Genomic DNA, 21,509 nt, shown 5'->3' on the forward strand with positions numbered 1-21,509 from the left:
ATCTGCGTGCGCAGGGTGAGTTGCAGCGGGAGCTGCGTGCGCAGGCTGAGAAGGCTCGCCAGGCGAGGGAGGCGTTGAATCCGTCGCAGGCGGACGGTGACGGGGCCAAGAAGCCGGGTGATGGCGAGAAGGAGCCGCTGCCCGACCCCGGGTATTCGTCGCAGGCCGAGGCGTTCCGGCAGCTGCGTGAGCAGGGCGAGAAGGATCGTGCGGCGGCTGCTGAGGCTGCTCGTAAGGCGAAGGAGGAGGCGTCCGGTCCGCCGAAGGCGGATGAGGAGGCGCCCAAGGAGCCTGGCGGCGACGGTGAGAAGGAGCCGCTGCCCGATCCCGCGTACTTGACGCAGGCCGAGCTGCACCGGCAGCAGCGTGAGCAGGGCGAGGCGGATCGCAAGGCGAAGGCGCTGGCGGATCCGTCCTTCGTGGAGCGCGAGGAGGCCAAGGCTCTGGCCGACGCCAAGAGGCCGCGTTCGACACGGGAGCTCAAATTCCGCACGATCGACGATCTGAACGCCAAGAAGGAGAGCGACGGCTCCGGTGCCGGCGCGCCGGACTCCGGCTCGGACGGGCGGCCCGAGGGCGGGCCCGGCCCTGCCGGTAGCGGAGTGCAGGACCGAGGACGGTCCGAGGGCAGCCAGACCCAGGTGGAGCCGGCCCCCGCCGACTCCGAGGGTCCGGGTGGTGGCGAGCAGCAAGGTCCGGATCGGAAGTCCGGGGTTCACGGGCTCGGTGACCTGAAGGATTCGGGGAAGGGTAAGGCTCCGGCGGAGAAGTTCCCCGGCGCGGGGCACTTGTTGACGGATGATGCTCCGCCGGTGCCGCCGAAGGACGGGGCGGAGGGTTCGGGTGGTGGCGAGCAGCTGAGCCCGGATCGGAAGTCCGGGGTTCACGGGTTCGATGACCTGAAGGATTCGGGGAAGGGTAAGGCTCCGGCGGAGAAGTTCCCCGGTCAGGGGCGGACGGCTGCTGGTCCGCCGGCGGTGCCGCCGAAGGACGGGGTGGTTGAGGGTTCGGGTGGTGGTGCTGGGACGGTGCCTCCGGATCGGAAGTCCGGGGTTCACGGGCTCGGTGATGTGAAGGGTCCGGAGGTCAAGGCTCCGGTGGAGAAGTTCCCCGGTCAGGGGCGGACGGCTGCTGGTCCGCCGGCGGTGCCGGCGAAGGACGGGGTGGTTGAGGGTTCGGGTGGTGGTGCTGGGACGGTGCCTCCGGTCCGGAAGACGGGCGTTCACGGGCTCGGTGATGTGAAGGGTCCGGAGGGTAAGGCTCCGGTGGAGAAGTTCCCCGGCGAGGGGCACCTGCTGACGGACGAGACCGTGGCGGGCCCGCAGGAGGAGCACCCGCCGGCGGTGCCGCCGAAGGACGAGGGGTCGAAGGATTCGGGTGGTGTCGGGACGGCGCCCCCGGTCGTGAAGACCGGGGTCCATGGGTTGGGCGACGTGAAGGGCGGGTCGGAGTCGGAGGGCAAGACCCCGACGGAGAAGTTCTCCGGCAAGGGGGAGAAGCTGGGCGGCGAGGACGCCACCCGGGACGGGCGGGTCACCGAGTCGGGCCAGCGGGACCAGCGCCGCGACGTCGCCGAGCAGCGCCGGGAGGAGCAGAAGAACGATCCGGTCTTCCAGCAGGAGGCCGCGCGGCGCGAACGGGAGGCGGCGGAGGCGGAGACGAAGCTGGCCGAGCGCCGGAAGCAGCGGGCGGCCGACGCGGCCACCCGCGCCGAGGCCGACCGGCAGGCCCTCAAGGAGCGGGAGCGTCTGCGCGCCGAGGAGGAGGCCCGCGAGCAGCAGCGGGAGACCGAGCGGCAGCGTCTGCGGGCTGAGGAGGAGGTCCGCGAGCAACAGCGCGAGGTCGAGCGGCAGGCGCGCCGGGAGGCCGCCGAGGAGGTCGCATGGCAGCGGCAGTTGGCCGACATGAGGGACAAGTCGGGTGGCAGCGGTGGTACGCGCGGTGACGTGACCCTGGCCGAGGCGCGGAAGCTGCTCGCCGAACACCGCGCCAACGGGGTGGCCGACCCCTGGCACCGGCTGGCGTCCGAACTGGGCGTCAACGTCGAGTCGTTGCGGCGTCGTGACCTGATGCCCGAGTTCCCGGGCACGCAGGGGGAACGCGAGCACGTCACCAAGGTGGAGGACACCGAGCCGGCGTCCTCCCGGAACCGCTTCGGCGAGGACGACGCGAGCCTCGCGCCCAAGAAGGCCGCGAAGAAGCCCGCTGCCCCGGCGGCACCGGAGGCGGTCGTCACCCGTGGCATCGACGGCACGGGCGGCACCGTCGACCGCGACGCACTGGACCACGCCGCCGGGGAACTCGCCAAGGACCTGGACGCTTCGACGACGGTCCCGTCCGGCGAGGAGTCCTCGTCGTCCGCACCGTCCTCGAAGGAGCGGTTGGCCGCCGGGGCGCTGCTGAAGATCCACGACGACCTCTACCACCGGGACGATTCCCCCGGCGGGATCACCCGCGACTTCGACAAGGTCCGTGCGCTGCGCCGCCTGGAGAACCTCGCGCGCGACGAGTACCGGATGCGGGTGCCCTCCCTGACCGGTGGCTGGCTGGCCGGCATGGCCCATGAACTGAACGGGCTGCCCGACCGGCAGCGCCCGCTGCCGGAGCACCTGCGGGCGCTGGTGGACGCGACCGCGCAGAGCGACCCGGCCCTGCGCGGGGCCGCCCTGCGCGCCGCCCTGCGGAACGTGCTGTCGCCGCATGCGCCGACGAAGGAGCCCGCCCCGGTCGCCGCCCCGGTCGACCCGGCGCCGACGAAGGAGCCCGCCCCGGCGCCGCCCCGGTCGATCCGGCGCCGGGGGAGGAGACCGTCCCGGTCCCCGCCCCGGTCGACCCCGCGCCGAAGACCGAGCCCCCCCCCCAGGAACCGGCCCAGAGCCAGGACAGCGTCCCGGTCCCCGCCGGGACCGCCCCCGAGCAGCAGGCACCGGAGAAGCGCAAGACCCGCTACCAGACCCGCCCCCTGACCACGTCCGGCGGCGCCACGGTCGGCATCGTGGTGCGGGGAGGGCGCTGGCCGGAGACCGAGCCGGTGGCGGCCGAGGACGTACGGGCCGTCTATCACTGGTCCGAGCCCGGGAAGCCGTCCAACGGCGCCCCCGAGCCCGTGCAGCGGCCCGGCGACCAGCCGGGCGAGGACACGCAGGAGAAGAAGGACAAGCACTACAGCCTGACCGAGGTCACCGGGCACGAGCCGTTCCTGGTGCTGATCCCCAACAAGCTGGACGAGCTCGACCCCGAAGCGCTCGCCAAGGGCGTCGCGGCCGACCTGCCGCACGACGTCCTCACCCCCGAGACCCCGCTGGTGCTGGTCGGTCCGGGCGCGCTGGGCACGGAGCTGGACTTCCCGCGGGCGATTGCCAAGGCCACCGGCCGCACGGTGTGGACCAACTCCGTGGGGACGTCGCTGACCGACGGCCTCGTCAAGGTGAAGGCCAAACTGCGGTCCGAACTGAAGGACAGGAAGCACACGAAGGCCGAGCGGGGCTTCTGGATCAAGGAGGTTCCGCCGGACCCGGCCCTGCCGGAGAACGACGAGGACAGCTCCATCCCGACCAAGGGCGTCCGCTCGGAGAACGGCCGCATGGTCGACTCGAACACGCCGGACGTGGTCGACGAGACGGACCTCGACAGCCAGCCCATCCTGTTCCCGCTCGGCCGGCAGTCGGGCGGCCGCTTCTACCGGGACAGCTCCCTCACCCGGAAATGGGAGCCGGTGCGGGACGGGTTCGACCCGACCAGCCCGCACTTCGAGTACCTGCCGTCCGACTACTTCGACCGGAAGGACACCAGGCCCGCCGCCGAGTCGGACAACCCCGACCTGAGCACGATCGGGCTCGTCCCGTGGAACGTCTCGGACCCCCTCTACACGGTCATGACGCACGCCACGCACCTCGCGGCGGCACTGACCACCCTGTCGGAGCAGCCCTCCGGGAAGAAGCAGGTCCACGTCTCCGGTGAGGGGCTCGGCAAGGTCGTCCGCCGGCGGCCCAGCTTCCGGCGCATGCCGCCCGGCACCCAGATCGTGTTGCTCGCCTGCCAGGCGGGCGCCCGCGGTGACAACGGGAAGGTGGTGGCGCAGGAACTCGCCAACGCCACCGGGCGCGTCGTGTGGGCGTCCACGACCACGATCAGCCTGAGCATCGGGCAGGGCGTCGCCCCGCTCGGCATCCTCAGCGACGAACACGGCACGCGCGGACGCTGGGTCAGGTTCGAGCCGGGCACGGAGGACCCGGACACCGAGCAGGGTTCACACCGGCCCGTGGTCGTGGAGAGCTCGGAGAAGTCGGACAAGAAGGGCAAGAGGGGATCCCGGTACGACGGCACGTTCGGCGAGACCGGGCAGGGCGGCGTCCCGGCCGCGGCCCCGCAGGCGCCGGCCACGCGGGAGTGGCCGGTCTCGGGGCAGAGGTCGACGGCCGACGGGTCGCAGTTCGACGTCCTGCGGGTCCCGGGCGACGGCAACTGCCTGTTCACGTCGATCCTGGCCAGCGCGCCCCGGCAGCTGGACTCCTGGGACCACGGGCACCTGGACGTCAGGGGCGCGCGCACGGCCGTCTCGCAGTGGTTCCGGGGGGCGGAGGGCACCACGCAGCGGGAGGACCTCAACTCCCTCGGGATGAGTCCCCTTCGGTTCCTGCTCTCCGATCACGACCTCACTCATCAGCAGTTGGAGGCGATCGCCGGTGCGGAGGGCCTGGGGCTCACCAGGGAGGACGTGCTCGAACAGCTCCTCATGGTGCTGGGTGCGGACGGGCCGCAGCAGGAGCCGGCCTGGGCCCGACTGCTGGAACGGATCCCGGCGCTCCGGGAGCGGGTGTGGGTGCAGCCGGGGGACAACGATCCCCGGCACCTGACGCTGTCCGACCTGACCGATCGGCTGCTCAGCGATTTCGTGGACATGGCGGTACGCAACCGCGTGCTGTGGAGCACCCCGTTCTACGACGAGATCGCGGTGGTAGCCGCCCACGCCTTCGGCATCCAGCTCAGGGTGCACGACCAGAACCCCGTGCCCCGGCTGATGAACGAGGGGTCGGGGCGGATCGTCAACATCCTCCGCTCGAACGAGGAGGACATCCGGGTCACCCACTACAGCGCGATGCGGCCGACGACGACGCCTCGGCCCACCACGCAGCGCCCGGCCGAGGCGCCTGCGGTCACCGAGTCGCAGACCGAGCCGACTCCGCCGCCGCTGAAGGTGCCTGAGCCGACGCCGATGCCGACGCCCGCGCCGAAGCAGGAGGATCTGCCGAGGGAGCCGGAGCAGGAGCAGCCGAAGCAGGAGGATCTGCCGAAGGAGCAGCAGCAGGAGCTGCCCAAGGAGCAAGACCTGCCGAAGGAGCCGGAGCAGGAACAGCCCAAGGAGCAGCAGGAGCTGCCCAAGGAGCAGGAGAAGCCCAAGGCGCCGCCCCTGCCTGCCCCGCCGGGCCGGATGACGCAGCAGGGCCGGATCGGTGCGGGCGACCGGGTGATGAAGGTCGAGGGGGCGGACGACCAGGTCGTGGCGGCCGTGCTCGGGCAGCTGCCCGCAAGTGTCTCGGCGAGCCGGCGGGAGGAGATCCGGCAGCGGCTCGCCGAGCAACTCGACGTCGGGATACTGAAGCCGAACCTGTCGCGGATGACCCGGGGCGACGATCTGCTGGTGCCCCTGGACCTGGGTGGCGGCACCGGGACGCTGCGGATCAGTGCCACGCTGGAGAAGCCCGTCACCAAGGATCAGACGGAGAAGTTCGAGTTCGAGGACGGCGGCGACTCGTCCGCCGGAGCGGGCACCCTGCGCGAGAGCCGGTCCCGGTGGGCCGGGGGTCTGGTGGTGAGCGGCAAGCCGGCGTCGAACACCGGCTTGTCCGGGCCGGTGAGCGGGACGGTCGACCGGAGCAAGGCGGAGACGGTCGCCGCGACCGGCCGGATGACCCACCGGAGGAAGACCGCCGAGCCGGTGCTGTGGGTGGACGGGACGGTCCGGTTGGACCTCGACTTCTCCGGCGTCCCGGGCGTTCGGACGCTCACGCCGCCGTTCTCCCGGACCCCGGTGGTGGACACCGGGCGGACCGGCGCGCAGGAGCGTCCGGAGCCGCTGCGGGTCCCGTTGTCGGTGCGGATCGTCACGCCGGTCTCCGAGGCCGCCCCCGCCGGGTCGTCGCCCGAGCCGACCCGCCACGCCCCGCCGCTCCGTGTGCTGCAGACGGCGGGGCTGGGCGGGATGGACGTGGTCAAGGACGTCGACACGCTGTACGGGCGCGGGGACGCCACCGCCGGTGACACGGCGCTGTTCGGACCGGCGTCGGCGCCCTCCGGGCTGGAGGCCTTCGGGCGGCAGCGGTTCGGCGACGCCTGGAGTTCGGTGCGGCTCGAGATCCTCGCCCAACTGGACCTGCCCAGCCTGCAGACCCAGCTGAGGTCCATGACGGCCGGTGAGCTGCTGGAGATTCCGCTGTCCGGAGGCCGGGGCAGCATCCTGGCGTCGGCGAAGGTGCTGGAGCTGTCGCACCTGCGCAACACCGACAAGGGAGAGTTCAACACCGGCTCCGACGTCACCAGTGCCGTCACCTCGTCCGACGCCAGGACCCGGACGTTGGCGCTGGGGATCTCGGCCAAGCAGTCGGACGGCGGAAAGGACTTCCTCGGTGGCACCGGTACGGGGGGCCTGAACGGACAGCGCGGCAGCGACCGGAACACCATCGGGCAGAGCTCCCAGCGGACCGGAACGGCCCTCAAGGCCAAGGTCGAGGGCACGATCTTCGACGGCACGGCCGAACTCAGCCTGGTGCACCAGGACGCGGAGGGAACCGTCGTCGCGGGCCGGGCGACCACGCGGCTGAGCTTCAAGGTGCTCGTCGAGACCGCGGAATGCCGACCCCCCGGGGCCGAGAACACGTACCGTCCCGACGCCGAACCCGGTCCGCTCCAGGCGCCGGAGCTGAATCCCGGCTCCGCCGCCCGGGAGCCCAAGCCCGAGCTGTGGGGGTCCGACCCGGCGAAGGGCAAGAACGGGCTGCCGCTGGGCACCGTCGTGCTCGACGTCGTCCCGTCCGCTCCGGGGCACGGCACCACCGAGTCCGTCCGGCCGCTCAGGGAGGTTCTGGAGGCGCTCGGGCGCCGGACCTTCGGCGCCCAGGACTGGAGCGAGCTCGGCCCGCTGGTGCGCGGGGCCTTCCGCCACGAGCGGCTCGGGGCCCTGCTGACCGGGATGAGCCACGGCATCGACCTCCGCTCGCCACTGCTGGTCAGGACCGGTGAGCGGGACGCCCTGGTGCTGGCCGGGGCGAAGGTCCAGAAGCTGGAGTACGTCCGGGAGTTCGAGAAGGACGCCGAGCTGAACTTCGTGAACGAGTGGGCGGCGGGCGGCGGCGTCCGGGAGAACTCGTTCCACGCGGCGGGCGGCCAGTTCCAGGGCGGGCCCGAGTTCAAGGCCCCCGGCACCGTCATGGCGGCCACCGGCGGAGCCGGCCGCACCACCCGGTGGCGCACCGGCGACCGGGCGGCCGACTCCGTCAGCGGCACCGCCAACGCGAAGTTCGCCGAGAAGATGGTCGTCTACCTGGCCACCGTCGAACTGGACGTCAAGGTCGCCGAGAACGGCGGGGACGGTGCGACCGCGCCCGAACGGGCCCTGGTCCGAGCGCTGTTGGCCGTTCCGCAGTCCCTGACGGCACCGCACCGGACCCCGGAGGGCGAGGGCCTCGCCCCGGCCCGCCTGGCGTTCGACCGCCCGAAGGTCCAGCACGTCGACGAGACCCCGCACGCTGAGGAGGCCCCGTTCGTCGAGGGAGGCGAGGGAGCGGCGGGAGTCGAGAACATCCCGCTCGTCCCGAAGATCCCCAAGCCGATCCTCGCGCCGGACCGGACGCCGAGCGTGCAGCCGCCGTCCCGGGTGTCCCGGACCGGCGAACTCGGACCGTCCGACCCCGTGCTCGGACTGCACGACGCGCGGGCCGTCCTCGACGCCGTGGGCGCCAAGCTGAAGCCGCTGTTCGGCCGTCACTGGGCCTGGGTCGAGGCCGCCCTCGCCCCCCGCCTCGACGAGACGGCGCTGCGCCCCCGGCTGTCGGCCCTCACCACCGGAGGCGGCCTGAGCGTCTCGGTGTCGCATCAAGGGTTCACCGTCGAGGTCCGGGTCGTCCGGGCCAAGGTGATCATGCGGGATTACCAGGACCTGATCGAGAAGTGCGAGTTCGAGCGCGGCGGTGAGACGGTGTCGTCCACCGGGACGCTCCGCGACGTGCGCAGCGGAACCAGTGTGGCGGCATCGCTCGACGCGAAGCTCCCGTACGTCGCGGTGACGCTCGGTCAGTCGTCCGCCGTGCAGGAGACGGTGGGCTCGACGCGGGACGTCGTGACCGGCCGGTCCGAGAAGGAGAAGACCGTCGAGCGGGCGGCCCGGTTCACCGGTGACGTGGGCTTCGACGTCGAGATCGTGGCGAAGCCGACGCGATCGACGGTGCTGCTCGGCCGGTCCGAGCGGCAGAAGCTCGACCAGGCCTCGGGCCGGACGACCGCCGTCACGGCGGCCGACTTCGTGTTCCCCGTCCGCGAACTGCCCATCGACCCGAAGACCGGTGTCGCCCCGGCCCCCGGCACCTTCCGTTCGGTGCCGGAGCGGATCGTCTCCTCCGGCGTGCTGAGCGGCTCCGACGTGGTGCTGCGGGTCTGGGCACCGGAACCCGAGGGCGGCGACGCGTCCGGCCAGGAGGACGGGACGCCGAAGCCCCCCGTCGGCGCCCAGCCGGCGGGCGGTGGCCAGGTCGTCCGCACCTCGTTGCTGGACCAGCTCGACGGCCGTGGACGGGAGGTGTACGGCGCGAGCTGGGGGCGGGTCCGGCGGAGGCTGGAGCCTGCCCTGCTGCCGGGAGCGCTGCAGTCCAGGCTGCGGGCGCTGATGGCCGGTCAGGAGCTCTTCGTGAAGGTGCCCGGTGGCACCGTCGTGCTCCGCTGGGCCGGGGTACAGGAGATGCGGCACACCGCCGACACGGCCGAGACCGAGTTCGCGACCGGCGGCAGCAGCGGCGTCGCCCACGGCGGCCCCGACGGGACGGCCGGCCAGAACCGCGGCACCGACGACACCTTCACCGGGCGGGTGGTGGGCACCACCGACCCGCTCGGGGCGGTGCCCGCCGCCATCGTGGCCGGCGGCACCCTGAGCCACGTCCGGGGCCAGGAGCGGACCGCGGAGCACGACGGCGTCGGCCGGACCGGCGTGGCGACCAAGACCAAGGTCGCCGGCAGCGTGTTCGAGGGCACCGCGATGATCCAGGTCGAGATGCGCCGCAAGGGGTCGGCGCGGCCCGTCCACGGCGTGGCCCCGCAGGAGGCGCGGGGCGAACGGCTGCGCCAGGAGGAGCTCCGGCGGCAGAGCGAGAAGCTGCCTGAGGGCGCCCCGCTGCCCAAGCCGTTCGAAGACGAACTCATTCGGCAGGGTCAGCGGATCCAGGACGCGGCCCGCGCCTGGCGGGAGAAGGAGAGCGCGAAGGGGACCTCGAAGGAGGAGGCTCCGAAGGACGGCAACGCGGAGAACACCGGTCCGAGCGCGCCCGTCGCGCCGCCGACGCCCGGGCGGGGCCGCCGTCAGGCCACCGTCCCCGTCGAGCTGGGCTTCGAGGTGCTGCTGGAGACCTCCGACACGCAGCCGGTCCCCACCCGGGAGCAGGCCTCCTACCGGGCCCCGCGCCCCGGCCAGGAGACGACCAAGCCGAAGCGCGAAACCGCCGAGACCACCCACCCGGTGCCGCCCAAGGAGGTCTGGCAGGGCCTGCGCGCCGAGGACATGGTCGTCGACCTGCCCGACGTCGGATCGCTGCGTAACCTGCTCACCACCCTGGGCCGGCGCGAATTCCGGCTGGACGAGAACTCCGCCGCCATGCGCAAGCTCAAGCGGATGTTCGACCGGGGCACCCTGATCGACGCCCTTCCGGACCTGACGGCGGGAGGGGAGTTGGCCAAGACCCTTCGACTGGGCTTCCTCGACACGGTCAGCGTCACGGTCAAGGCCGAACTGGTCGGCCTCGGCCAGGGGCGTGAGGAGAAGAAGTCGGAGATCTCCCAGTCCGCCGAACTGGCGACCCGCTTCACCGAGCGGGCGCTGTCCTCCCGGATGACCCAGCTGATGGGCCAGCTCGGCGTCGAGTTCTCCAAGGTCAAGGGCAAGATCATGGCCGGGATCACCTTCGGCGGCGGCGCGGGCCGCCGCACCGGCGGTGAACGCACCCTCGCCGAACGGGCCGTGGCCAACTCCAAGTTCCCCGAGCCGCTGGTGAGCTTCCAGGGACGCGTGAAGTTCACCTTCTCGTTCCAGCACCGTTCCGGCCCATGGTCGTGGCGGCCGGAGGTAGTGGCCGGCAACGTCCCGGTCGTGGTGGGCATTCCGAAGCGATCGGTCACGCAGGAGCACACCGGGCCGAGCGACGTCTACTTCACCAGGGAGAACTGGCGCACGGGCCGTCGGCCGTCCGACCGGTACGACCTTCCGCCGGACACGGAGGACGTACCGAAGTCCGAGGAGCTGAAGCCTGCGGAGCCCAAGCCTGCGGAGCCCAAGCCCAAGCCCGAGGAGCTGAAGCCTGCGGAGCCCAAGCCCGCCGCCCCGGCGTCGAACGACATCGCGGGGCAGGCCGCCGAACTGCTCGGTGGCGCCGCCGGACCGCTGAAGCCGTCTGCCCCGAAGCCCAACGAACAGCCCAAGCGGCCTGAGCCGGAGCGTCAGGCCGAGGAGCTGTCCAAGCAGCCCGAGCCGGAGAACCAGGAGCTGTCCAAGCAGCCCGAGCCGGAGAACCAGCAGAAGAACCAGGCCGAGGAGCTGCCCGAGCTGCCCAAGGTGCCTGAGGCGCCCGAGGTGCCTGGGGCAACCGTTCCGCAGACCACCGCCCCGGTGGTGCACCGGCCGGGCGAGGGTGCCGTCCTGAGCCGGTCGCTCAGCGAGTTGGCTCCGGGTCTGCGGGGCCACTGGATCGTCGATCCGGCGATGCCGGAGGCCCGCCGGGTGGAGATGGAGCGCGCGCTGGCCCGGTTCCCCCAGGACCCCGGGCGGTTCCTGCTGGTCGTCGACACGGGAGCGGACGGACTGCCGCAGTACAACGGGAAGCCCGTCACGCCGGCAGCGATGGTGGACCTGCTGGCCGGGCTGCGTCGGAACGACTCCTGGAACGGGACGGACGAGCTGGTCTTCGTGGCCTGCGGCCTCGTCCGCGGCCTGAACTCGACGTACATGCTGGAGCTCATGCAGCTGCTCGTGAAGGAGAGGCTCGGCACCAGCGTGGTGGCTCCCGACCGGCCGGTGTGGTTCGGTCCGGCGTTCGGCCCCGACGGCACCACGCCGGTTCCGGGCTCCGGTCACCTCATGGTGTCGGCCAAGGTCGGCATCGACGGCAACGGCCGACCGGTGATCGAGACCGGCGGTGACTGGATCCGGTACCTCCGGACCGAGGACGGCGCACTGGATCCGCTCCACCCCGTGCTCGGCCCCTACCTCCCGCCGACGGGCCGCGAGCACGCGTCCCTCCCGGAGCACTACCAGGAGGTCACGGAGGCCACCGGCCTGGATCCGCTCCCGGACGCGATCCGCTTCGGCACCGACGACGAGGAGCCCGCGGGCGGCGCGGCAACCCCGCGCCCGCGGAACCTGTGGACCGGTACCAGGCTGTACCGAATCCTCGAAGTGGCGGGCGACGGCGACTGCCTGCTGAACGCAGTCCTCGACAGCGCGCGGACGCTGGACGGGTGGCAGCACGGTGCGCTCGATGCCGACGGGCTGAGGGCGCTGGCGTCGGAGTGGTTCCAGGGGGAGGGCGGCGCGGACCTTCGCCGGGCCGTCAACAGCCGGAGCGAGCACCCCGAGGTGGCGGCCACGGACTCCTGGCAGGTGTACCGGGCGGCGGGGGACCGGGAGTTGTCGACGATTCGCGGGGACGAGATCGCGTCGATGCCGATGAGCGACGTGTACGACCTGGCGCTCCGGAACCGGTCCCTGTGGAACACCCCGTTCTACGACGAGGCGGCGATCATCATCGCCCGTGCCCTCGGCATCTCCCTGACCGTCGTCGAGGGGGAGGGCCACACCGTCGTCGGCGGCGAGGGCTCCCCCGTGGTGTACCTCTACCGGGTGCCCGGACCGGGGGGGCTCACCCCGCACTTCTCAGGGCTGCTGCCGGACGAGCGGAGGGCGGTGGCGGCGACCGTCGCGGAGTCCGTTCTTACCGGTGTGCGGAAGGAGTTGAACTCGCGGATCAAGTCCGGGGAAGGTGAGAAGGGCATCGTCGTCGTCACCCTGCCGGCCGACACGACGGTCTTTCGGGTGACCGACGCGATGTCGGTGCGCGGATACCTGCTGGAGGGCGAGTTCGGCAAGGTCAACAACAAGAAGGGCTGGGCCCAACTGGGGCCGGGTCTCTACACGGGCGACGACTTCAGTCACGCGGCCAACTACAGCGACGGGCTCAAGGGTCTGCCGGTGGTCATGGAGTTCCAACTCACCCGCCCGGCCAAGGGCGTGGACGTGGACACGAAGTCGAACAAGGACTGGACGGCCGGCGACATACCGAAGACGCTGGCCGAGTACGACTTCGTCACCGACGGGTCGCAGTTCAAGTTCCACCCGCGATTCTTCGACGGGCTCATCCGCGTTCCCGAGGCAGGCCTGGCACCCGGGGAGGAGGAGAGCGGCCTCAGGGTCACCGGTCTGAAGGTGAAGGAAGGAGCGAGGATCTGGAACCACTACGAGACCGAGGACTTCGTGCCCGAGTTCGAGGGGTACCTGATCTCCTCGCACCAGCAGAAGGCGGGGGAGCGCCTGGACGCCGAGGCGCTGTCTGCAGCCGACCCGACGGCGACCCCGACCCCGACGCCGGAGTCCGACGCCCTGCGAGACGCTCCGCCCGCCTGGCCCGACGACCTCCAACGCATGCGCTACCTCGACCACGCCGAGGCCTTCGAGCGGCGGCTCGCCACCTACCTGCTCGGGCGCGAGGACGTTCAGCGCGAGGTCGCGAAGCTCGTGCGGACGGCGTGGGACCTCACCGCCAAGAAGGACAAGAGCAGTCTCGGGACCAGGTTCACCACCGTGACCGGCATGGTGGGCACCGACCGGCACATGCTGGAACGGGTCGTCGAGCAGGGCAACATCCGGGAACGGATGGCCCTCCTCTACAACGGCTACACCTCCCACCACTTCGCCAGGCTCATCGGTGAGAAGGAGCTTGCGCGGCCGAAGGAGCTGGACGCGGAACGGAAGGACCGCAATCGCGTCGAGCCGACGGTCGTCACGCCGCTGATCGCGGAGATCAAGGAGCGCTACAAGAACCTGCTCAAGCCGCCGGCCGAGGGTGCCGGTGAACCGCTGGAGCCCTTCAACCTGTGGTCAGGGCCGGTCGTCGACAAGATCAGGAGCGACTACGCGGAACTCCGGGCCCAGGCGCTTCCGAAGTGGCAGCTGGAGCAGGAGGCCCCGATCAAGCAGAAGGCCGCGGAGCGGGCGGCCCGAGGCCTGCTCGAAACGGACCTCAACCCCCGCGACGTGCGACCGTCACTCAGCCGGGACGAGTGGTACAGCGCCGTGGACAAGGACGGGCGGCTGGGTTGGCAGCCGGGCGCCAAGTCGGCCTACTACAAGCTGAAGTCCGAGCTCCACGAGGGCGCCCACCTGAGCGGAGGTCTGGCCAGCACCGGTACGTCCGGCACGGCCTACGGGCTGCTCCAGGCCGCCGAGGCGATCCGCAAGGCGGCGGAGAAGCAGGGGATCAAGGACTTCGCGGTCGACAACCAGCTCCTGAGGCTGGCCCTGCTCGGCTGGATGCTGGAGTCGGACGACCACACCTTCCACGAGATCATGGCCGGATGCCGGCTGTACGACGAGGGTCTCGCCTATGACGAGTCGTACTTCCGCTACCGGTCCCTCGCGCCGCTGACGGAGGACGAGCTCCGCAACGAGGTGGCGCCGGACCGGCGCTTCCCGGACGAGCACCTGGGGGACTGGGCCCCCGCATCGGCAGTCCATGAGCAACCCCCCGTGACGGCAAGCTCGTTGAGCGGGATCGGTTCGCGGGCACGCGGGCTGTGGATCGACGATCCGGCCGCCTCGCAGGAGGCCAGGGACCAGCAGCGGGAGGCGCTCAGGAGCTTCCCGGCGCATCCGGGGCGCCACCTGGTGGCGGCGCACACGGGGGCGGACGGTCAGCCGTCCTGGATGGGTCGGCCGGTCAGCCCGGAGGAGATGGCCGAGCTGCTCGCGCAGGACACGGACTGGAACGGGACGGACGAGTTGATGTTCGTCTCGTGCAACCTGGCGTCGGCACTGAAGGCGGGGTACGTGCCGGAGGTGTTGAGGCTGCTGAAGGAGAAGGCGAAGGGGACGTCGGCACTGGTACCCAACCGGGTCGCGTGGTTCATTCCGGGCCAGGACGGTGCCGGGAATCTGGTCGTCACGAGCGGGATCGGCGTGAACGAGCAGGGGCAGACGGTGGTCCTGATGGACGGTGGATGGGCCAGGCACCTCAGCCCCGCAGAGGGTGCGGAAGGTCCGCCCCCCGTGCAGAACCACGGGCCGTACCTGTCGCCGACGCAACCGGATCCGCAGGAGCAGCTGCCGGCCGGTCTCCACGCGGCCGGGGAGAACGGCGTTGACGGCATGCGGCTGCCGCCCAATGCGGTGTCCTTCGGGCGGGTGATCGACAACGGCCCGGCCGTCACCGACTCGCACCTCGCCGACTCGGGCCGCTCCGGGGGCCCTTCGTCCCGGAACGCGGACGTGGGTGACCAGCAGCCGGGCGGGCCGGTCGCGACCCCGGCCGGCGGCCCCGTGGTCAGGCGCCAGGCCCCGGCCCGTCGCGTCCCGGCGTTCTCCGCCGGGGCGGGACCGGAAGGACGGGACCTGCACAAGGTGCTGGGCTCGGACCTGCGGGTGCAGAGCCGCCCGCTCGGTGACGGCGGGCGCGTGCTGGGACGTGCCTTCCTGGAGCCCGAGGACTTCCTGGACCTGGATGCCGGGCACGCCGAGGGGGAGTCGGAACTGACCGCCTTCCACGGCGGACTGCCCGACTTCCGGCACGCCCTGGTGGACGCGGACCGGGAGCCGGACGAGCCCGGCTACGTCCAGGAGGACCTGGGGCGGTCAGCCGTCCCCTGGGCGGCCGGTCCCGACCCGTACTTCGTGCTGTCGGCCTCGGCCGACGGCACGCTCCGGCTGACCGACGAGCACGGCAAGGTGATCCTCGTCGAGCGCGACCGGTTCGCGGCCATGGTGGCGGACGACCCGGTGCTGGCCGACCTGCCCGAGGACGTCCCGGTGGTGCTGCTGATGCCGCGCGCCGGAGCGGGCGGGCTGGAGATGCCCCGGCAGATCGCGACCTGGACGGACCGCACGGTGTACGCGATCACCGGGGACATGGACATGGTTCCGCATCCCGGCGGCGGTTGGGAGTTCGGCCTCAAGGCCGCAGCCGTCGGCGCGGACGGCCACAGCGAGCCGCGCGGAACGATCATCCGGGTGGAGCCCCCGTCCAGGGGCGGAGCCGACCCGGAACTGGGCGCCGCCGGCGGGAGCGTGCGCACGGTCGACGGCCAGGTCATCCCCGACGAGCGGATCCGGACCCGGACGATCCCCTCGGCCGCCCGCCCGCAGACCATCGGGCGGGCCTCCTTCACCGACCGGGACTGGGTGTTGCGCGAGGGGGTCTACCCGGAGCTGGACCGGATGGACACGTTCGAACCGACCGGATCGGGACTGCACCGTCCCAACCCCTACGACCCGGCCCACGCCTACTTCTTCGCGGGGCACGCGAGCGACCGCGGCTTCGCGCTGGAGGTGGCGCCCGACCCGGGAACCGCCAACCCCGACCCGGCGCACGTGGTGGTCAGCGGCGCGGAGATGGGTGCCTTCCTCAGGCGCAGGCCCAGTGTCCAGGCGCTGAAGCAGGCGGCCGACGAGGGCCGGCCGGCCTCGGTCGTCCTGCTCGGCTGCCACTCGGCCGGCCTCGCCCAGGACGTGGCGGAGGAGGTCGGCCTCAGGGTGCACGCGCCGACCGAGTCGGTCGGCGTCGAACAGGCCGACCCGTCCAGGCCGTACGACCGGCCGCAGGACGCCTGGCTCTTCATCGACCGTTCCGCCGGGAACGGGGAGGGGGAGTGGCGCACCTTCGAGCCCGGAGGCGATCCGGCCCGGCCCGCCGTGACCCCGGTCGCGCCGACCGGTACCGAAGGGCGCCCGGACACCCCGACGGGCGATGGCGCCGCAGCGGTGATCCGGCCGAGCGGGGCGAGCAACACCCTGCCCACGCCGCCGTCCGGCCCCCACGAGGGCGACGACGGCCAGCAGGCCGTGCCGGCGGACGCACCGGCAGACGCACCGGCACCCGAGGCTGCGCCCGCCAACGGGGGGAACGGCCCGTACACCGACGCGGGGGAACTCGTCCGCGACCTGACCACGCGCACGCGGCCGGATCTCGCCACCAGGGAGGGGGCCCGGGGCCCGCTCGGCCCCGACCTCTTCGGCCTCCGAGCCCCCGCCGACACCCCGCCCTTCCTGGTCGGGATCGACCACTCGGCCCTGACCGAGGACCGACAGCTCGACTACTTCGCCTTGCTGGACCTGCGATTCGAGGCTCCGCTCCTGGAGTACATGCAGGAGCTGAACCAGGCAGAGGACTCGACCTGGTCCCGCCCGGTGCCCCTGGAGGCCCGGACCGCGTGGGCACCGGCCGACGTCCCGCCCCTGCCCGAGCAGCTGGTGCTGCCGGGGATCCGCCACTCCATCTGGCTCGGCGGACCGCTGGGCAACGAGGGCTCGATGGGGAGCTTCCGGGAGGTGCTCGCCGCCCAGGCCCAGGAGATCCCCATGGTGACGCTGTGGACGGACGTGCCGCGCAGCGCCTTCGACCTGGTGCGGGGCGGCGAGGTGCCCGAGGGCCGTGCGGACCTCGCCCGGGTCCTCGACATGCACACCTGGGCCGAGGCGAACAACGTGTTGCTCATCAGCGTCGACGAGGTGTTCCACGCGGGGGCCCCGATGTCCCTGCACGAGCAGTTCAGGACCGAGCACGCCAAGCAGATCGGGCCCGGCTACGCGGCGGCGAGCGACATCCTCCGTCTGGAGATCCTGCGCCGCTTCGGCGGTGTCTACTGCGACGGGGACAACCGGATCACGGCCTTCGCGAGGATGGAACAGGTCCTCCACACCCCGTCCGGCTACGCCCTGCACTCCATGGGGCGTCCGGGGGAGGTCGGCAACGACCTCATGGTGATCCCCAGGCGGCACCCGATCGCCGACGTCTTCCTGGACGTGATCAGGGACAACTACACCAAGACCCAACGTGAGCTCTACGGACCCGCAGCGGAGCAGACCCAGCCGGGGGGCTACCGGAGGGAGGGCGAGCTCGCCAACCGCAGGTACTCGACCATGCTGCGCACCGGGCCCGACGTCCTGGCCTCGTTGGCGGACAGACTGGGGCTGCCCAGCTACGCCCAGCTCCCGGTGATCGGGCACAGCCAGACGAACAGCGCGGGGAGCTGGCTGCGGCCGGCTCCCGGCGCGGCGACCGCCGAGGTGGCGCCCCCTCCGGAGACGACACTGGCACTGACCCAGCGGGTGGTGCAGACACTGGTGCGCGAACTGCACAACCGCGAGGGCGACCTGCACCTGAGCCTGGTGGCCCCGGTGGTCGACCGGCATCCGCAGCGGGAACTCGTGTGGACGGCGGCACTTCGGTACCTCGCGTCCCAGCCCGACCTCGCCCGGCTCGTCCGTACGGTCACCGAGCGGACCTTCTCACCGGCGGGAGAGACCCGTGTCCGCCTGCCGGGAGAAGCCAACGCGGTGATCGCCCGCACCGGCAAGCCGGCCGAGGGCACCTGGTGGCTCAACGGCTACGCCAGGTCGGCCACGCTGCGCCTCCCCGCCGACGGCGGCGGGCACCCGGAGAACCCCACCGGCACCCGCGTCGACGAGCTGTGGGCCGAGTTGAGGCACAACAAGGAGTCGGACGTGCACTGGCTCGTGGACCCGGCCACCGGGAGCGGGGGAGTGCCGATCGCCGACACGCTGTCCCGCTTCCCCCGGGACGACCGGTTCCGCACCGTCGCGCTCCACAGTGGTCCGGCCGGTCGCCCGCAGTGGCGGGGCGAGCCCGTCACCGCCCCCGACCTGGTGCACACGCTGGTCGACAGGGCCGGGAACGGCCCCTGGGACGGCGGAAAGCCACTGCTGCTGGCCTCCTGCTTCACCGGCCGGGGCGGTGCCCGTTCCTACGCGGCCGACCTGCTGCGCGAGGGGGGAAAGCTGATGCCCGACCGTGTCCTGGAGATGTACGCCCCGGAAGGCCAGGTGATGTTCTCACCGAAGCCGGACGGGCCGCACCGCGTCGAGAGCACCGGTCCCGGACACCTCGTGGTGACGGGCGGTCTCGTCTTCGACAAGGACGGCAGCCTCCGGATCGAGCAGGGCGGCCGCTGGGTGTACCTGCGTCTGGAGCCGGGCGAGACCGAACCGACGGTCAGTTACCTCGCCGCCCACCTGCCGGTGGACGGCAGCCTTCCGCCGAGTTCTGTCGCCGCACCGGACGACTTCACCACCGGCGCCCCGGCGGAGGACGGTGCGTCCCCGGACGGGCCGCAGCCGGAGCGGAGCCCGGTTCCCGGCGCCGTCGCGTTCGTCGAAGGGACATCCAGGTCTCAGGACCCCGCCGCGAGGCGCGCGATCGATCTCTTCGCCCCGCCCGGCGGGGCCGACCTCAGCGCGGTGCTCGCCTCCCGGCCGGTCGTCGAGGGCCGCCCGATGCGGACGATCACCGACTACCAGCTGGTCTCCCCGCACCTGAACAGCCTCCAGGACGCTTCGCCGGCCGAACTCCTGGCCAAGGCGCCCTTCTCCGCGCGGGACGACGCCGAGATCAAGGTGGTCTACGGGCCGGACGCCTCGGAGGCCTTCGGGAGCGGCCCGGGTGACCTCACCTCGTTCCCGCTCCACCAGCCGGTACGGCAGCCCCAGGACCTCGGCAAGCCCGAGCTGCGGGTGTCCGGTGACGGCACGCTCGCGGCGGTGGACGAGACCGTCTTCCGGGAGTTCTACGCCGTCCAGGACGCGGTGGAGTACGCCAACCGGATGCTGGAACTGGCCGACAGCAATGTCACCCTGAAGCTGCACACGGACACCTACATCGAGTTCGAGCACGAGGGCGCCCTGGTCCGTCTGTACAAGGTCGGCCCCTCGTTCAGCAGCGAGCCGAAGGACGTCTGCCGGGACTTCTCGGCGGACGTGCTGGGTGGTGACCACTCGCACCTGGTGCTCCACGACGAGCGTCCGCCGGAGTCGGGCGGACGCGGCGGTACGGTCGCGGCACCGATCAACACCTCGAACAACGTGGAGGTTTCGGGGCTCGCCCGGCTGGCCGAGGGCATCGCGAGCGTGGTGAACGGGGCGACCGGGAACGAGGGAGCCCGGCTCGACTGGGCGCGGTCCCTGGTCGCCGGCGAGCTGAAGACCGAGGCCAACAGCTGGCCCGTACCCGGTGAGGCGTACGGCGGGATCCAGTTCAAGGCGCTGCGCGGAGACGGCGCGGAGCGCCTGGCGGACCTCACCCGACGGCTGGGCATCAACGAGGACGCCTACGCCCGGCCCGGCGAGGGCTATGTCGTCCAGTCACTGCCGGCCGACCGGGTGGACGGCATCCGCTCGTACGAACGGGATGTCGCCCATGACACCCAGCACGGCGGATACGGGTACCACTTCGCACCGGTGGTGGTCGCGAGCCGCGACGGAAGTGCCCAGATCGCACTTCAGAATGCCAACGTGCGGAGCAAGACCAGCGCCCTCATGCGGGAGGCCGTCGAGCGGAGCCTGTCGTACCACGGCAGCCACCTGGAGGGGCTGATCGCCGAGCTGAAGCGCACCGCGAGTTCGGCCGGGGACGGGCCCGACGACCGCCGCCTCCGGCTGGCCGAGGCCATGCGACAGATCAGGGACGCCCGCAAGGATCTCGAACTGCTGGAAGCGGCCCAGCTGAACAACAGGTCCACGGACCCCATGATCGGAAAGGCCGTCGCGGACCGGAAGGTCGTGGAGAGCGCGGGTGTGACCGCTGCGGCCCGCGCGATGGTCGGCATCACCGGAGCCGCCTACGGCAAGTCGGGGGACGCCTGGTTCCTCACCATGCACGGCCGGCTCCCGGAGGACAGCTTCTTCGAGGCACGGGGTCACTCGGGGGGCTTCAGCAACCCGATGGCCGTGGTGGTCAAGGGTGGTCACTTCGACGAGTCGCGGGACTTCCCGGTGCGCGCGGGTACCGACGCGCTGGACGCCGTCACCAGCCGCTGGGTGCGCGACATCGCCGACCACGTCGCGAAGATCGCCCTGTGGCAGGCCGAACAGGGCATGGCGATGCCCGGTGTCACCGTCGTCAGCAAGGTGCATCCCGAGCAGGCCCTGCACGACCTCGACGCCCGGGCGGACGCGCTGATGACGGTCTTCCACCGGGAGTTGAAGGAGAGTCTGGACCGGAGGCAGGACGTTCCGGTCGGGCAGGTGAGGCTCGGCCCGGAGCACATCCGAGTGGTACGGGACGTCGTCCTGCGATCCGCCGACTACCGTTCGGCCGGCGCCGGGGCGTCCGACGGCATCGATTCGGTGGTGACCCTGCGGACTTCGGCGGACGACAGCCTCGCCGGGAGGCTCGGCCTGGAGGTCGGGCAACTGGTCGGACTCGCGCGGGAGACCGGGATGGTCGAGGGCGTGACGGCGACCGTGACTGCGGAGGACGCGGCGCGGATGAGGAACGTGGTCCATCTCGTCCGTGACGTGACGGGTGCGCCGGGGATGCCCCCGGTCGAGGCCCTGACGGCCGGCCGTCGGCTCGTCGACGTCCTGCGACGGGAGTTCGACGGCTCGGTGGGGGCCGGCGTCACGGAGCTGGACCCCTTGGTCCGCAGTGTCCTCGGTCTGGCCGGGGACCATCCGGTCGGGGCCAGGGAGCGGCGTCAACTGCTGGCGCTCGCCCGTGAAGAGGGAGGACGGGGTCAGCTCCTCAGTTCGCAGCTACTGCGCACCGCCCACCAGCGCCGGGTCCGTGCGACCGGTGAGGGGCCGTCCGGCTCGCGCTTCGCGCTGCCGCCGCGTTCGGATTCGTTGCCTCGCAACGCTGTGCCGCCGCGTTCGGATTCGATGCCTCGCAACGCCGCGCCGCCGCGCTCGGATTCGATGCCTCGCAACGCTGTGCCGCCGCGTTCGGATTCGTTGCCTCGCAACGCCGCGCCGCCGCGCTCGGACTCCCTGCCGGACTTCGAACCGTCCCCGCAGTACGGGGGGCGGACGCCCCGGCGTACCGATACGGCGAACCGGAACGCGGCTGGACAGGGATCCCAGGCCAACCTCTCGGACACCGTCTTCGCCGCCCTGGGGTCCGCCGGGCCCCCGCCGGGGGGCGAGCAGGAACCGGAGTGACGGCTGATACCGGAGTCCGCCGTGGCACCGGGAGGGCCGCTCCTGCCCGGGGCGGCAGCGGCAGGTGAACGGCGCTGGTGATCCGCGCCGTTCA

The 21,509-nt window shown here is 72.1% G+C and carries 3 protein-coding genes; 2 read left to right on the forward strand and 1 reads right to left on the reverse strand.

The features are described from left to right. On the reverse strand, positions 1-692 hold a 692-nt coding region (locus ACFWPT_RS13705; RefSeq protein ID WP_380481833.1), incomplete at its 3' end, for a hypothetical protein. 573 nt (positions 693-1,265) lie between these two features. Between ACFWPT_RS13705 and ACFWPT_RS13710 the strand changes: the two genes are divergently transcribed. Both ACFWPT_RS13710 and ACFWPT_RS13715 read left to right on the forward strand, forming a co-directional pair. Next, positions 1,266-2,966, forward strand: a complete 1,701-nt coding sequence (locus ACFWPT_RS13710; RefSeq protein WP_380481835.1) for a hypothetical protein — start codon at positions 1,266-1,268, stop codon at positions 2,964-2,966. A gap of 29 nt (positions 2,967-2,995) precedes the next feature. Beyond that, positions 2,996-21,415, forward strand: a complete 18,420-nt coding sequence (locus ACFWPT_RS13715; protein ID WP_380481837.1) for a hypothetical protein — start codon at positions 2,996-2,998, stop codon at positions 21,413-21,415. Positions 21,416-21,509 lie beyond the last annotated feature (94 nt).

Origin of the sequence: Kitasatospora sp. NPDC058478, from assembly GCF_042720345.1 — a bacterium.
In the GTDB taxonomy this organism is placed as follows: Bacteria; Actinomycetota; Actinomycetes; order Streptomycetales; family Streptomycetaceae; genus Kitasatospora.